The organism is Bradyrhizobium sp. USDA 3397, assembly GCF_054060965.1.
The window spans coordinates 5,145,734-5,158,531 of the sequence record NZ_JBSSDS010000001.1 but is presented as its reverse complement, the minus strand read 5'-3'; the positions used below and the strand labels follow the sequence as shown (position 1 = coordinate 5,158,531).

14 protein-coding genes and 1 tRNA gene are annotated in these 12,798 nt (G+C 64.7%); 3 read left to right on the top strand and 12 right to left on the bottom strand.

Features of this window, described 5'->3' with window-relative positions:
• Positions 1-2 precede the first annotated feature (2 nt).
• Both ACVWYQ_RS23835 and ACVWYQ_RS23830 read right to left on the bottom strand, forming a co-directional pair.
• A complete protein-coding gene (locus ACVWYQ_RS23835) occupies positions 3-470 on the bottom strand; it encodes a DUF2269 family protein (protein WP_271543136.1) in 468 nt (155 codons plus the stop codon).
• Positions 467-1,366 carry an alpha/beta hydrolase family protein gene (locus tag ACVWYQ_RS23830; RefSeq protein WP_271543138.1) on the bottom strand — a complete coding sequence of 300 codons (900 nt, stop codon included), beginning with the start codon at positions 1,364-1,366 and terminating at the stop codon, positions 467-469. The genes ACVWYQ_RS23835 and ACVWYQ_RS23830 overlap by 4 nt, the downstream gene beginning before the upstream one ends.
• A gap of 267 nt (positions 1,367-1,633) precedes the next feature.
• Here ACVWYQ_RS23830 and ACVWYQ_RS23825 point away from each other — a divergent pair, with 267 nt between their 5' ends.
• Both ACVWYQ_RS23825 and ppa read left to right on the top strand, forming a co-directional pair.
• Positions 1,634-2,143, top strand: coding sequence for a GNAT family N-acetyltransferase (locus ACVWYQ_RS23825; RefSeq protein WP_024338772.1), 510 nt, complete (start codon positions 1,634-1,636; stop codon positions 2,141-2,143).
• Positions 2,144-2,322: 179 nt separating this feature from the next.
• Positions 2,323-2,859 carry an inorganic diphosphatase gene (gene ppa, locus ACVWYQ_RS23820; protein WP_036002867.1) on the top strand — a complete coding sequence of 179 codons (537 nt, stop codon included), beginning with the start codon at positions 2,323-2,325 and terminating at the stop codon, positions 2,857-2,859.
• Between the two features lie 113 nt (positions 2,860-2,972).
• Here ppa and folD read toward each other — a convergent pair whose 3' ends face one another.
• From folD to ACVWYQ_RS23805, 3 genes are read right to left on the bottom strand one after another with little or no spacing between them, the layout of a single operon-like run.
• Positions 2,973-3,857: a bifunctional methylenetetrahydrofolate dehydrogenase/methenyltetrahydrofolate cyclohydrolase FolD gene (gene folD, locus ACVWYQ_RS23815; protein WP_404545049.1), complete on the bottom strand. Its 885-nt coding sequence runs from the start codon at positions 3,855-3,857 to the stop codon at positions 2,973-2,975.
• A gap of 10 nt (positions 3,858-3,867) precedes the next feature.
• Positions 3,868-4,233 carry a DUF167 domain-containing protein gene (locus tag ACVWYQ_RS23810; protein WP_051056859.1) on the bottom strand — a complete coding sequence of 122 codons (366 nt, stop codon included), beginning with the start codon at positions 4,231-4,233 and terminating at the stop codon, positions 3,868-3,870.
• A gap of 15 nt (positions 4,234-4,248) precedes the next feature.
• Positions 4,249-4,539 (bottom strand): YggT family protein, encoded by a 291-nt coding sequence (locus ACVWYQ_RS23805; RefSeq protein ID WP_036002872.1) that lies wholly within the window; start codon positions 4,537-4,539, stop codon positions 4,249-4,251.
• Between the two features lie 204 nt (positions 4,540-4,743).
• Between ACVWYQ_RS23805 and ACVWYQ_RS23800 the strand changes: the two genes are divergently transcribed.
• Positions 4,744-4,819: transfer RNA gene (locus tag ACVWYQ_RS23800), tRNA-Ala, on the top strand.
• A 107-nt stretch (positions 4,820-4,926) separates the two neighbouring features.
• On the opposite strand, the gene ACVWYQ_RS23795 is transcribed toward ACVWYQ_RS23800, so the two are convergent.
• The 7 genes from ACVWYQ_RS23795 to ACVWYQ_RS23765 all read right to left on the bottom strand — a co-directional run bounded on the left by ACVWYQ_RS23795 (position 4,927) and on the right by ACVWYQ_RS23765 (position 12,787).
• Positions 4,927-5,739 (bottom strand): enoyl-CoA hydratase, encoded by an 813-nt coding sequence (locus ACVWYQ_RS23795; RefSeq protein ID WP_271543147.1) that lies wholly within the window; start codon positions 5,737-5,739, stop codon positions 4,927-4,929.
• A gap of 98 nt (positions 5,740-5,837) precedes the next feature.
• Entirely contained in the window at positions 5,838-6,632 is a 795-nt protein-coding gene (locus tag ACVWYQ_RS23790; protein ID WP_271543149.1) for a glutamine amidotransferase, read from the bottom strand.
• A gap of 129 nt (positions 6,633-6,761) precedes the next feature.
• Positions 6,762-7,541, bottom strand: a complete 780-nt coding sequence (locus ACVWYQ_RS23785) for an SDR family NAD(P)-dependent oxidoreductase (RefSeq protein ID WP_271543151.1) — start codon at positions 7,539-7,541, stop codon at positions 6,762-6,764.
• A 187-nt stretch (positions 7,542-7,728) separates the two neighbouring features.
• Positions 7,729-8,250 carry a tellurite resistance TerB family protein gene (locus ACVWYQ_RS23780; RefSeq protein ID WP_271543153.1) on the bottom strand — a complete coding sequence of 174 codons (522 nt, stop codon included), beginning with the start codon at positions 8,248-8,250 and terminating at the stop codon, positions 7,729-7,731.
• 298 nt (positions 8,251-8,548) lie between these two features.
• Positions 8,549-9,958 (bottom strand): adenylate/guanylate cyclase domain-containing protein, encoded by a 1,410-nt coding sequence (locus ACVWYQ_RS23775; RefSeq protein WP_036038810.1) that lies wholly within the window; start codon positions 9,956-9,958, stop codon positions 8,549-8,551.
• 50 nt (positions 9,959-10,008) lie between these two features.
• On the bottom strand, positions 10,009-11,379 hold the full coding sequence (locus ACVWYQ_RS23770; protein ID WP_404545046.1) for a cytochrome P450: 1,371 nt from the start codon (positions 11,377-11,379) through the stop codon (positions 10,009-10,011).
• Positions 11,380-11,413: 34 nt separating this feature from the next.
• On the bottom strand, positions 11,414-12,787 hold the full coding sequence (locus ACVWYQ_RS23765) for a hydrolase (RefSeq protein ID WP_404545044.1): 1,374 nt from the start codon (positions 12,785-12,787) through the stop codon (positions 11,414-11,416).
• Positions 12,788-12,798: the final 11 nt, after the last annotated feature.

Genomic DNA, 12,798 nt, shown 5'->3' with positions numbered 1-12,798 from the left:
TCTCAAAACGGTTTTGCGATCATCAGCCACAGGATCAGCACGGTTGCCCCAAAACCGGGGAAGCCGAACGCGAACCAGCGGCGGAACAGTACGAAATAGCGCTGTGGGAGCGCACTGCGCTGCGCAGCAGCCTTGCGCGCGAGGTCGCGCATTTCGATCTGCATGAACACGACTGGCACCCAGAACAAGCCGGCAATCGCGTAGAGCGCGAGTGAGGCCAGCAGCCAGCCCTCCGTGATCGAGGTCGCCGACAGCATCATCAGCACGCCGCCGCTGACCGGCTGGAGGATCACGGCCGACAGCGTGAAGATCGCATCCGCGATGACCACGACCGAAGCGGTGCGGGCGATGAACTCCGGCTGCTGCGTGCGATGCGCCATCAGCATGAAGAAGGCGATGCCGGTCCCGGTGCCGAGAATGACGATGGCGCCGAGGACGTGAACAAATTTGAACAGGAAATACAGCGTCATGGCTTCTTGGTCGCCACAGGCTTGGGCGGGTTCAGCGCCCGCGCGAGCTCGCCGCTGGCGGCTTTGACGCCGGCTTCGGTTTCGATCATCCAATGGCCTTCGCTGCCGACGGCCGGCAGCGGGCGAAACTCGGCCTTGCCGCTCGTGCCGCGAAACGCATCGACGAGCTTCTGCGAGAATGCTGGCGCGAAATAGCTGTCATTGGGCGCAACAAGCCAAGTGACGGGAATGCGCGCGGTCTTGCCGAATTCCGCTGCGGCGGCGAGCAGGGTGTGCGGCGCGCAGATTCGGTTCGGCTCATCATTGGCATGGCCGCCGCGTCCCGGTGCAAACACGGTGATGGCGGAGATCACCTTCGGATCGGCACCGGCGAGCGCCAGCGCACCCCATCCGCCGGCGGAATGTCCGATCACGATCGCGCCATCCTTGCGGATGAAGTCCTGCTTTTGCAGATGGACCAGCGCCAGCTTGATTGCGTCGGCCGTTGCGCGGCCCGAGCGCGCGTAGTCGGCCTCGTCGCAGCCGCCCTGATCCTCGAGGTAGCGGCCGCCGGTAGCACCATGGCCGGGCCGCTCCGGCACCAGCACCGCAAAGCCGCGCGCGACGAGATAGGCGGCGAGCGGGCGGTATTCCGGCTGCGGCATTTGCGCCCGACGCAGCGTGTTCTGCGTTGAGGCGTGTGCGATTACCGCGAGCCGGAACGGACCTGGGCCCGAGGGGCGAAACAGCAGGGCATGCGCAGCAAGATCGGTATCCGGCGTTGGCACGCGCCATGCCTGCCGACGAAACGGCTCGCCCTCTTCTCCGGTTGGACCGAACCCGACCTGCGCGCACAGAGGCGACGCAGTCAGCAAGGCCAGCAGAGGCAGGAGCGCGATGGTGTTGAGGAGCCGCATGAATTGCCGAGGGCGAACAAGAACAGCGACAGCCACACTAGTAGGAACGAATCAGCATGGGCGGACTTTCTGCGGTGCCCATCGCCGTTCCTTCGTTGCCGCAACAGGAGTTTTGCACCGAGGCACGGCCCGCCGGTGCCCTCAGCATTGGGCCCTGTCCTTTTTCGGCACAACATGGCCAAAATACTGATGCAGAAAGTCCACAGGTTAACCGATAATTAACGATAGGTCTTGCCGCCGGCGCGGCGACTTGGTTTGATCGCGTCCATGAGCACAACCCTGATCGAGGTCCGGCCGGCCAAAGCTGCAGATGCAACTGCGGTGGCGTCGACCCATGACGAAGCGTGGCGTTCGGCCTATCAGGGCATCATTCCCGGCGCCGAGCTGGAGAAGCTGATCAACCGCCGCGGTCCGCAATGGTGGGACAGCGCGATCCGCAAGGGCAGCCGTGTCAGCGTGCTGGTGTTCGGTGACAAGATCGCGGGCTATGCCAATTACGGCCGCAACCGAGCCCGCAGCCTGCATTTCGACGGCGAGATCTACGAGCTTTATCTGCGGCCCGAATTTCAGGGCCTCGGCTTCGGCCGCCGCCTGTTTGCCGCCGCCCGCCGCGACCTGATGCAGAGCGGCCTGAAGAGCATGGTGGTGTGGGCGCTCTCGGACAACGACCCCGCTACCGAGTTCTATCGCGCCCTGGGGGGCCGCATGGTGGCGCGCTCGTCGGAGCGTTTCGGACCGAAGGCGCTCGACAAGGTTGCCTTCGCTTGGACCAATTGAGCTGCTGAAACTCTAGCCGGGCAGCGTTCCCATCCGTCGATACCGCAGGCCGCTTGCGCCGGTGATCGCCGGATTCATTATTTCACAAAAACGCGATGGATCAGCGGGCCAAGCCCGCGTATGACAGCGCCAAAATCGCTGCCGGGCGCGATTTATCCTCGGCAACAACGGAGCCTTGAATGCGTATCGATGCGGTCTCGATTGGAAAGAACGTCCCCCACGACGTCAATGTCATCATCGAGGTCCCCGTGGGCGGCGAACCGATCAAGTACGAGATGGACAAGGAGGCAGGCACGCTGGTGGTCGACCGCTTCCTCTACACGCCGATGCGTTACCCCGGTAATTACGGCTTCATCCCGCACACGCTGTCGGATGACGGCGATCCCTGCGACGTGCTGATCATCAACACCCGCGCCATCATCCCCGGCGCCGTCATGAGCGTGCGTCCGGTCGGGGTGCTGTTCATGGAGGACGAAGCCGGCGGCGACGAGAAGATCCTGGCGGTGCCGTCGTCCAAGCTGACGCAGCGCTACGACAAGGTGAAGTCGTATTCCGATTTGCCTGACATCACGCTGCAGCAGATCCAGCACTTCTTCGAGCACTACAAGGATCTCGAAAAGGGCAAGTGGGTGAAGATCCTGCGCTGGGGCGGCCCGGAGGAAGCGCACCAGCTGATCCAAGAAGGCATCGAGCGCGAGAAGAAGAAGAAGGGCTGAGCTTCCGTGCCCCGGACGCAGCGCCCCATGAAACGATGCGCTGCTGAGCTGGGGCCCAGCACAGTGGCGCCATGGGTCCGGCTCGGCGTCGCGTCCGGGACAGGAGAGCTTTCTTACACCGCCGGCTTCGGCAGGCCGGCGATCGCGCAGGCCGCGCGGAGCGTGTTCACCAACAGGCACGCCACCGTCATCTGGCCGACACCGCCCGGCACCGGCGTGATCGCGCCGGCAACGGCAAGCGCTTCCTGATAGGCGACGTCGCCGACGAGACGCGTCTTGCCGTCCTCCTTCGAGATGCGATTGATGCCGACATCGATCACGGTCGCACCCGGCTTCAGCCAGTCGCCGCGCACCATCTCTGGCCGGCCCACCGCCGCATAGACAAGATCCGCTTTCTTCACGAGGCCAGGCAGGTCGCGCGAGCGCGAATGCGCGACCGCCACCGTGGCGTTCTCGTTCAGCAGCAATTGCACGAGCGGGCGGCCGACCAGGTTGGAGCGGCCGATGACGATGGCGTTCATGCCTTCGAGCGAGGCGTGCACGCTTTTGGTCAGGATGATGCAGCCGAGCGGCGTGCAGGGCGACAGCGCCTCGAAGCCGCCGGCGAGCCGGCCGGCATTGTTCGGATGCAGTCCGTCGACGTCCTTGGCGGGATCGATGGCATTGATGACCGCTTCGGTGTTCAACCCCTTCGGCAACGGCAATTGCACGAGAATGCCGTGCACGGCGGGATCGCGGTTGAGCTTTGCCACCAGCGCCAGCAGGTCTGCCTGCGAGACGTCGGCCGGCAGCTTGTGCTCGAACGAGGCCATGCCCGCGGCCTGGGTCTGGGTGTGTTTTGAGCGGACATAGACTTCGCTCGCGGGGTCGTTGCCGACCAGGACCACCGCAAGGCCCGGCACCAGATTGTGCTCGCGCTTGACGCGGGCGACCTCGCTGGCGACGCGGCCACGGAGTTCCGCCGCAATGACTTTTCCATCGATGATATCAGCGGTCATGTCCGTTCTCTCAATCTGTCGGTTTGGCCGATGTGAGCTGGCGCAGGGTTTCGCCGAGACGCGCCGGATCGCCGTCGACCGCGATCTGCTTCAGCCGCGACGTGGCTCCGGATAGCAGCTTTACATTGCTCTTGGGCACGCCGAGCGATTTCGCCAGCAGCGCCAGAACGGCCTTGTTGGCCTCGCCGCCATCGGCAATGGCGCGCACCCGCACCTTGAGCACGCTGCGGCCATCCGAAAGCTGCTCGATCCCGTCGATGTCGTCGCGGCCGCCGCGCGGAGTCACCCGCAGCGCGATGCTGATTCCTGCGGCCGAGTAGCGCCAAGGGTCCTTAGGGCAAGGCTCCTGACAACAAGGCTCCTTGTTGGCAACCAAGGCGCTCCCGCCCGCTTAGACCACGTTCGGATAGATGTAGTACAGGATCACCCGCTCGATGAACATGATGATCAGGATCAGGATGATCGGCGAGATGTCGAGACCGCCGAGGCTGGGCAGGAAATTGCGAATCGGCGCCAGCAGAGGCTCGGTGATCCGATAGAGGAACTCCGCCACCGCCGACACGAACTGGTTACGCGTGTTCACCACGTTGAAGGCGATCAGCCAGGACAGGATCGCGGAGGCGATCAGCAGCCAGACGTAGAGGTCGAGCACGATGATGACGATGTCGAGAACGGCACGCATGGCTTATGAGGCCTCTGGCTTTTGAAAACTCTGGCTCGGTCGGGATTGATGCCCCGTTTGCTAGATATCGGTTCCGTCAGGCCCAAACAAGGGAAGTCGGCACCCTGAGAGCTAAAACCGGGTTACGCCCGTCCTTGACTTGACCTTGGCGGGGACTTAAATGGCGCCCGGTTGTCGGCCGCGTTCACCAGAGCGGCCAGCAAAGGGGCCATAGCTCAGCTGGGAGAGCGCGTCGTTCGCAATGACGAGGTCGGCGGTTCGATCCCGCCTGGCTCCACCAGCCTTCGCTGGCTTCGCCAGCTTCGGCTCGGCAAGCCTTTTCGTAGCGAAGGCTGCCGCGGCGTAGCCCGAAGGGCGAAGCCGGGCTCTCTCGGAATCTCTCCTCCCCTACCTCCCCGTAAACCGCGGCGGCCGCTTCTCCATGAAGCTCGCCACGCCCTCCCGGAAATCACTCCCGTTCAGCGCCACCATCATCTCGCGGTTGGCCTCGATCGTCGCCTCGGCCAGCGTCTGGAACGGCACCTCGTAGAGCTGGCGCTTGATCACGGCCATCGCACTCGGCGAAACGAAATCGGCGAGATCGCGCGCATAGGCATAGGTCTCCTCGCGCAGCTTCTCCGGCGACCAGAGCCGGTTCACCAAGCCCATCCGCAGTGCCTCCTCGCTCGACACGCGCCGCGCCGAGAGCAACAGATCCAGCGCATTGGCGTGGCCGACGATGCGCGGCAGCATCCAGCTGATGCCGTGCTCGGCGATCAGGCCGCGCCGCGCGAAGGCCGTGGTGAACACGGTATTGTCGGCAGCAAAGCGCAGGTCGCAATAGAGTGCATGCACCAGTCCAATGCCAGCCGTCGCGCCGTTGAGCATGGCGATCACAGGCTTCTTGATCGAAGGATAATAGCCGTACCGCGTCTGCCAGTCCGGCCGGCGATTCATATCGAACGGCGGCAGGTTCGAGGCACGCCTGACGTCGTCGGGATCGAGGCCCTTCAGCGCATCCATGTCGGCGCCGGCGCAGAAGGCGCGGCCCGCGCCGGTGAGGACGATGACGCGGACATTGTCGTCGGTGCTCGATGCCTCCATAGCGTGGCGCACGTCGCGCTCCATGACCGGCGTCCATGCATTCATGCGATCGGGGCGGTTGAGCGTGATGGTCGCGATCTTGTCGCTCACCTCATAGAGAATGTGTTCGTAGGCCATGACGCTCTCCCTTGTTTGCCGGCACGCGTTGGCACGCGCTCGTTAGAAGCGAGCCTAGCATACCCAGGGATGGGAGAAGGACTTGCGCGAAGCCGCGATCACTCGGCGGCTTGCGCCAGCATCGGCCGGCGCTCCAGCCAGCCGTCGAGGAAATGATCGAGCCAGGCGCGTTCGGCGACATCGTAGACGGCGCGATCCGCGAAATGATGATGCCGCTGCCGTGCACCGGGCGCGCTGAAGCCGTCGTAACCGCGCGTGGTCCAGCGGCACATCATCGCATAGGTCACATCGGGGTGGAACTGCACGCCGAAAGCATTGCCCGTGCGGAATGCCTGCACCGGGAAATCATCGCCTTCGGCGAGCAAGTCGGCGCCTTCAGGCAGCTCAAAGCCCTCGCGATGCCAGTGATAGACCTGCGCCGGCCAGTGCGGGCAGAGCGCGCGGCCCGCGAGGGTCGGCCTGATCGGGTAGTACCCGATCTGCGTCAGCGCCTGCGCATGCGGCGCGACACGAGCCCCGAGCTGCATCGCCAGCATCTGCGCCCCCAAGCAGATGCCGAGCAACGGGCGCTGCTCGCGGAGCGGAATTTCGATCCAGTCGATCTCGCGGCGAATGTAGTCGTCGGAATCATTGGCGCTCATCGGCCCGCCGAAGATCACGGCACCGGCGTGCTGATCGAGCGTCTCGGGCAGGGGATCGCCGAAGCGGGGACGGCGGATGTCGAGGCGATGGCCGAGTGCGCGCAGCGCATTGCCGACGCGCCCGGGTGTCGAACATTCCTGATGCAGGACGATCAGCACCGGCAGCCGGGTTTCAGCGGCGGCGACGCTCGCCGCCCTCTGTGGGAAGGCGACCACCTCTGCGCCACCAAACCTGTCCGTCCGGAACGACATGGCCTCTGCGAGTGCTATCGGTTCAGACCGCCAGCATAGCTAAGCGATGGTTAACATCGTGTGAGTTTGCGCACACACGCGCACGTCTGGAAGCAAGCTCCGGGCCACTACGGACGTGGGCGGCGGCGTTCAGCGCCGCTGCCGCTGGAACCGGCTAGTGGCGGCCAGGATGAAGCCGCGCGGGAAGAAGCGCAGCGCGAACGGCACAATCTTGTTGCCGAGGCCGGGCAGCACTGCCCGTTTGTTGGCCATCAGAGCGCGATACGCCTCCTGCGCAACCTCGGCAGCTGAGACGTTGAGAAAGGCCGTGTCATGTTGCGAGCCGACGCCGGCGCGGGCCTGGAATTCCGTGGGGACCGGGCCCGGACAAAGCACGGTGACGCGGACGCCGCGGGGCGCAAGCTCCGCCCGCAATGCTTCGGTAAAGGAGATCACATAGGCCTTGGACGCGTAGTAGACGGCCATGCCGGGGCCGGGCAGGAAGCCTGCGACCGAGCCGACATTGAGAAGACCGCCCTTGTTTCGGATGAGCTGATCGGCGAAGCGCAGCGACAGATCCGTCAGGGCCCGGACATTGACATCGACGATGCCGAGCTGCTCGGCGCGATCGCGCTCGATCGCATCGCCGAACACGCCGAAGCCGGCATTGTTGACGAGATGATCGAGCTCGACGCCTTCGGCGGCAAGTGCCGCGGCGATCCTCTCACCGGCATGCGGGTCCTCGAGATCGCAGGCGATCACGATCGGCTTCTTGCCACCCTTGGCGGCGATCTCGTTCGCGAGCGCTTCGAGCCGATCCACCCGTCTCGCCGTCAATGCGAGGCGATGTCCATTGGCGGCAAACACACGCGCCAGCTCCATCCCGATGCCCGCCGAGGCACCGGTGATCAACGTTACCCGCTCAGTCACGATCGAAGTCTCTTGAATTGAACTCTGTGGCCCCGGCAATACCAGAACGAGAGCATAAGCCGTGCGCGGCAGGCAAGCGGCGGCGGCAGCATGGCTGCTTGTGAGAGCGACAGGGGAAGCAGGAAAGCCCGGTATTTGCAGTCGAATCCGCAAAGCGGGGGACCGCCGGGCTTATATTAAAGTTTCGTCATGTGGCTCGCAGGCCAGGCAATCCGCCGGGGACAGGTCCGACGGCGCGATCCTTGACCTGGCCACCAGCACGCTCCGCAACAGCGTGCTTCAGCTCGATCCGGTCGCGCTGGGCAATGCCGAGCAGGTCGGACGCGCGCCAGACCACATTGTCCTCGAACTCGCTGACCTCTCCGTCGGCATAGACCAGTTCCCACATCATCTGCACGATTCGCTTGCGACCCGCTTCATCGAGCGAGCGCATGATGACGCTGGTGAAGTGATAGAGGTCGACGGCCTCGCCTTCGACCTGGGTCGCGTCGGCGATGAGACGGTCGGCGGTGCCGCGGTCGAGCCCGAAATGGTTTTCGATCAGGCTGTGCAGCTTGCGCTGCTCGGCCGCGCTGGGCTGGCCGTCCAGCGAGACCACATGGACCAGCAGCGCGGTCGCGGCCAGCCGGTAATCGCTGTCGCCAAATGCGCGGTCCTGGGCTTGGGGACCGACAATGTCGGCGATGAATTGGCGCAAGCCGTCGAGCATGGGTCCTACCGAGATTGATGACGCCGCAAGGAGCGCGGCCGTTACCAGCATTATATGAGCAGGAAACCCAACCGGCGCAACGTGCGTCAGTTCCGCGCGCGTATTACGTTTCGGCAATCTGGGCGCGCTTTCTGCCGTCATGGCCGGGCTTGACGATGGAGAGTGGGGCGCACGTCCGCTTCCACAACGTCATTGCGAGCGCAGCGAAGCAATCCAGAATCTTTCCGCGGAGGCGGCCCGGATTGCTTCGTCGCAAGGGCTCCTCGCAATGACGGAGCAAGCAGTCGCATCCCCCGCCTCACGGTATCTCGTACACCACCATCTTGTCGGCGATGCCACGGAGCGCGGCCTGCTTCTGGATCGGCTTGATCGCGCGCTGCTCGAGCACTTCGGCAACGGCGGGAGCGTCCAGCACCGGACCGGTGATGTGAATCTCCTGTGCGGTCGAGAGGCTCTGCACGCGCGCGGCGATGTTGACGGTCTGGCCGAAATAATCCTGCCGCTCGTTGAGCATGACCGCGAGGCAGGGGCCTTCGTGGATCCCGATCTTGAGAATGAGGTCGTTGGCGCCGCGCTGCTTGTTCAATTCGTCCATCGCCGCGCGCATCCGCAGTCCCGCGGTAATGGCGTGCTCGGGCCTGACGAAGGTCGCCATCACGGCATCGCCGATCGTTTTCACGACCGCACCCTTCTCGGCGGCGATGATCTCCAGCAGCGCGCGAAAATGCGCCCGCACGAGATCGAAGGCATTGAGATCGCCGACCCGCTCATACAGCGCCGTCGAACCCTTCAGGTCGGTGAACAGGAACGTCAGGGACGTGATCTTCAGTCGCTGGTCGACATTGAGGTTGTCGGCCTTGAAGACGTCGCGGAACGTCTGGTTGGACAGCATGCGCTTGGCGGTCAGGATCGGCTTGCGCTTGCCGATCATCTCGTGCAACGCGTGGTCGGCAATCCAGACCGAGGGCAATACGCGACTGTCCGATTGGTTCTCAAGCATGAGACGCAACGGTCCGGGGCGCATCACGGTGGTCCCCGTCGGCGCCTCCAGCTTGTTGAACATGATCGACAGCTGCTGACGCTCGCTGGTCGGCTCACCCTGAACGTCCAGGAAATGGGCGGAATGGGTGACCGGCTCGAACACGATGATGAACTGGCTCGGCAGATTGAGTGAGAGGATCGCCTTCTCGCCGGCGGGCAATTCGAGGGCTTCGAGCGTTACCTGGTTGATCAGGCGGGAAAAGGATTCGTCGTTGATGTCGACGCCTGAGCTCCAGAACATCTGCCGCACATACTCCCAGATCGGCAACGTGTCGGGATCATGAGCGCCGATGCGGCGGACCCGCGGGCTGACGGTGAAGGCCACTTCGACCATCTCGTCGACGGAGGCCTCGTATCCGGCGGCGCAGAGCGCGCAATTGTAGTCGTCGTGCTTCAACGACTTCAGCGTGGCGTGCGCGCCCAGCACGCCTCCGCAGCCGGGACACAGCACGTTCCAGCTCATGTCGAACAGGCCGAGCCGCGAGGCGTGCAGGAAGCCGGAAATGACCTTCTCCTGGTCGAGCCCGGTCCGGTCGGCAAAATCCAGCGCATTGATCCGGTTGAGATCGCGATCATGACCGTTGGCGATCAGCTGCGCGATGGCCTCCACCACAACGGGGTCGGCGGTCTGCTTCAGAACGGAGAACTGGGCCTGAATGTCGCTCATGGCGGAACTCTATGTAGGCTGGGTCACGCCAGCGGCCAGACGCGAGCCTGTCACCGACGCGTGATGCGGAACAGGGGTGAATGGTCCGGCTGGGTGGTGACGACGCCGAGCGGGATCACGGGGGTCGCGGGGTCGGCAAGCTCGATTCGGAATGCGCCGATCAGCCGCGCAAGCGCCAGCACGGATTCGGCCTGGGCAAACGGTGCGCCAATGCAGACGCGCGGACCTGCGCCGAACGGCAGATAGGCAAAACGGTCCGGCGCCTCCTTCGACATGAAGCGCTTTGGAATAAAAGCGTTCGGCTGATCCCACAGCTTCTCGTGCCGGTGCAAGAGCCAGGGCGCGATCATGATGATGTCGCCCTTGCTGATCTCGACACCGGCCGCATTGTCCTTATCGCGCGCGGCACGCGCGACCAGGAAGGCCGGCGGATAGAGCCGCATGGTTTCGTCGATCACCGCGCGGGTGAATTTCTGGCGATCGATGTCGGCCATGCTGTCGAGATGCTCGCCGCGGGTCTCGGACGCCACCTCCTCCTGCGTATCAGGATCGAGCGCGAGCAGGTAGAGTGCCCAGAACAGCGCCGTTGCCGTGGTCTCATGACCGGCGAGGATCATGGTCGCGACCTCGTCGACCAGCTGCTCGTCGGAGAAGCCCTGGCCCGTCTCGGGATCGCGTGCCTCGTCCATGAGATCGAACAAATCGCGCGGCGGCGCACCGTCCTTCTTGCCCGCCTTACGCCGCTCGGCGATCAGCATGGCCACGAACTCGGTCCAGCGCTTACGGAAACGGGCGCGGGCGAAATCCATCGGGCTCGGCCAGGACACCGGCAGCACCATGTCGAGGAAATAGGGACGTCCCAACCGCGCGGCATATTCCATGATGAAGTTGCGCAGGGTCGCGCCGTGCTGGTCCATGCCGAACGAGAACATCGTGCGCCCGGCGATCTCGAGCGTCATGCGTTGCATGATCGCGCGCAGGTCGACCGGCTCGCCGGTTTGCGCGTCCAGCTTGGCGATGGTCTCGTCGAGCACCGCCGTCATGTGCGGAACGAGGTTTGCGGTCGCGCGCGGCGTGAAGGCCGGCGCTAGCGTGCGGCGCTGAAACGTCCAGGAATGACCTTCCGCGATCAGAAGGCCGTCGCCGAGCACGGGGCGCAGCATGCGGATGCCGGCCGGCGTGCGCGTGTAGTTCTCGTAATTGCTGAGCAGCACGTGCCGGATCGCGTCCGGCTGGTTCAGGATGAAGCTGTTGCGGAAGATGAAGCGGCCCGGGATGACCTCTTCCTCATAGGCGCGTTGCCCCCAGGTCGCGATCATGTTCTGCCTGATGACCGCGAGCCGGGCGTAGAACGACATATTGTCGGGCGCCCGCGGGGGAGCCGGAGGGATGATGGGCCGACGCACGCTGGCGATATTCATGGCTCTCTCCCGCAAGTGGGACGCAGGTAAATAGCTAGTAAGTCAGCTCGGCGATGGCAATCCGGTTCTCGGACGCAGGCCAGGCGCGTGTCACAATCCGTTCTTCGCCGAATTGGGCCACGATGTTACGTCCAACCTCGCTGGCCGGAAGCCGCAGGGTTGCTGCCGCATCCGTGGGCACGCCCGGCTTGACGTCGGCCGGCTCCTTGCCATCGAGCAGCACCACATCGCGCGGCAGGCCGAAATAGCCGCGCGGGCGCGACATGATCACGACGGCGCCAGCGTCCTTGTCGGCAGGCCCGAGCGGCCGCGCGGGCCGCAGATGCACGACCTCTGACGAGCGCGGGAAGGGCGAGCGGTAAATGTGCGTCGTCGGCGCATCCGGCGAGGTCAGCACGAATTCGAGCGACCAGGCGGGATCGACCTGCGCTGGCCCCCAACGGCCATCGGCGCCGGTCTTCGAGCTGTACAGCGCACCACCTTTGCGCTCACCGGTATCAGGATCGACACGGAAGACATCGACGGTTGCACCCGCGACCGGACGATTGGTCGGCACGCCGCCGGGCGTGCCCGTGACGAGGCCGCTCAATCTCACGCTGGTCTCCGGCACGATCGCGATGCGCGCAGGTTCGCGCCCCGCGATGAACTTGTAAATCTCTCGGAACGCGCGCGGGTGGAACGCCACCTCGCGATGGTCGAGCGCGCCGAGCACCATATTGGTGGCGCCCTTCAGCTCCGGCCCTTGGGCGGTGACATTGGTCGGCGTGCCCGGCTTGCCGATGAAGCGGCCATCGGGTTGCGCGAATTTGTCCAGACCGTCGCTGCGCAGCGTGAGGAAAGCGACTCCCGGCGTCACCTCACTCTCGCCCTCGTTCAAGCTGCGCAGGAACCTGCCGCGGCCGTTGAACTCGTTGTTGGGCTGGTCGTCGGTCGCGAACACACCGTGATTGGGCGTACCGCACAGCACGGCATGACTGACATCCCCGGCGCCGCCGTTTCTGATGACATTGCGGATCGCGTAGCCGCCGCGCGAGCTGCCGACCAGAGCCACGCGAGGTGCGCCGGTGCGGCGCTTCAGCTCAGCAATCGCAGCAGCGAGCTCGCGGCGCTGGTCCTCGGTCGAGGAGCGGCCCGCCTGCTCGACCTTGTCGTCGTTGCGCGCCAGGGGATCGGTGAAATTGATCGCCATCATGCGATCCCGTGCAACGCCATTGGACTCCATCCGCCACAAGGTCGTCATCCAGAGCGCGCCGTAATCGCCATTGCCGTGGACGAACAGAATCGGCGGCAGCTCCGTGCCGGGCGCGGCGGCAGGCGGAGTCTGGGCCAGCGCGCCCGTCCGCAAGCTCGCAAGTGCGAAAGGCACGCTCGCAGCCCCTTGCAAGATCGTCCGTCGCGACAGCTTCATCAGTTCCTCCC

What these genes read in the sequence shown, in the direction of transcription:
- ACVWYQ_RS23790 (WP_271543149.1), bottom strand. Translation starts at nt 6,632, where the DNA reads ATGTCGTTCCGGACGGACAGGTTTGGTGGCGCAGAGGTGGTCGCCTTC.
- ACVWYQ_RS23835 (WP_271543136.1), bottom strand. Translation starts at nt 470, where the DNA reads ATGACGCTGTATTTCCTGTTCAAATTTGTTCACGTCCTCGGCGCCATC.
- ACVWYQ_RS23775 (WP_036038810.1), bottom strand. Translation starts at nt 9,958, where the DNA reads ATGAGCGACATTCAGGCCCAGTTCTCCGTTCTGAAGCAGACCGCCGAC.
- ACVWYQ_RS23765 (WP_404545044.1), bottom strand. Translation starts at nt 12,787, where the DNA reads ATGAAGCTGTCGCGACGGACGATCTTGCAAGGGGCTGCGAGCGTGCCT.
- folD (WP_404545049.1), bottom strand. Translation starts at nt 3,857, where the DNA reads ATGACCGCTGATATCATCGATGGAAAAGTCATTGCGGCGGAACTCCGT.
- ACVWYQ_RS23825 (WP_024338772.1), top strand. Translation starts at nt 1,634, where the DNA reads ATGAGCACAACCCTGATCGAGGTCCGGCCGGCCAAAGCTGCAGATGCA.
- ACVWYQ_RS23830 (WP_271543138.1), bottom strand. Translation starts at nt 1,366, where the DNA reads ATGCGGCTCCTCAACACCATCGCGCTCCTGCCTCTGCTGGCCTTGCTG.
- ACVWYQ_RS23795 (WP_271543147.1), bottom strand. Translation starts at nt 5,739, where the DNA reads ATGGCCTACGAACACATTCTCTATGAGGTGAGCGACAAGATCGCGACC.
- ACVWYQ_RS23780 (WP_271543153.1), bottom strand. Translation starts at nt 8,250, where the DNA reads ATGCTCGACGGCTTGCGCCAATTCATCGCCGACATTGTCGGTCCCCAA.
- ppa (WP_036002867.1), top strand. Translation starts at nt 2,323, where the DNA reads ATGCGTATCGATGCGGTCTCGATTGGAAAGAACGTCCCCCACGACGTC.
- ACVWYQ_RS23805 (WP_036002872.1), bottom strand. Translation starts at nt 4,539, where the DNA reads ATGCGTGCCGTTCTCGACATCGTCATCATCGTGCTCGACCTCTACGTC.
- ACVWYQ_RS23770 (WP_404545046.1), bottom strand. Translation starts at nt 11,379, where the DNA reads ATGAATATCGCCAGCGTGCGTCGGCCCATCATCCCTCCGGCTCCCCCG.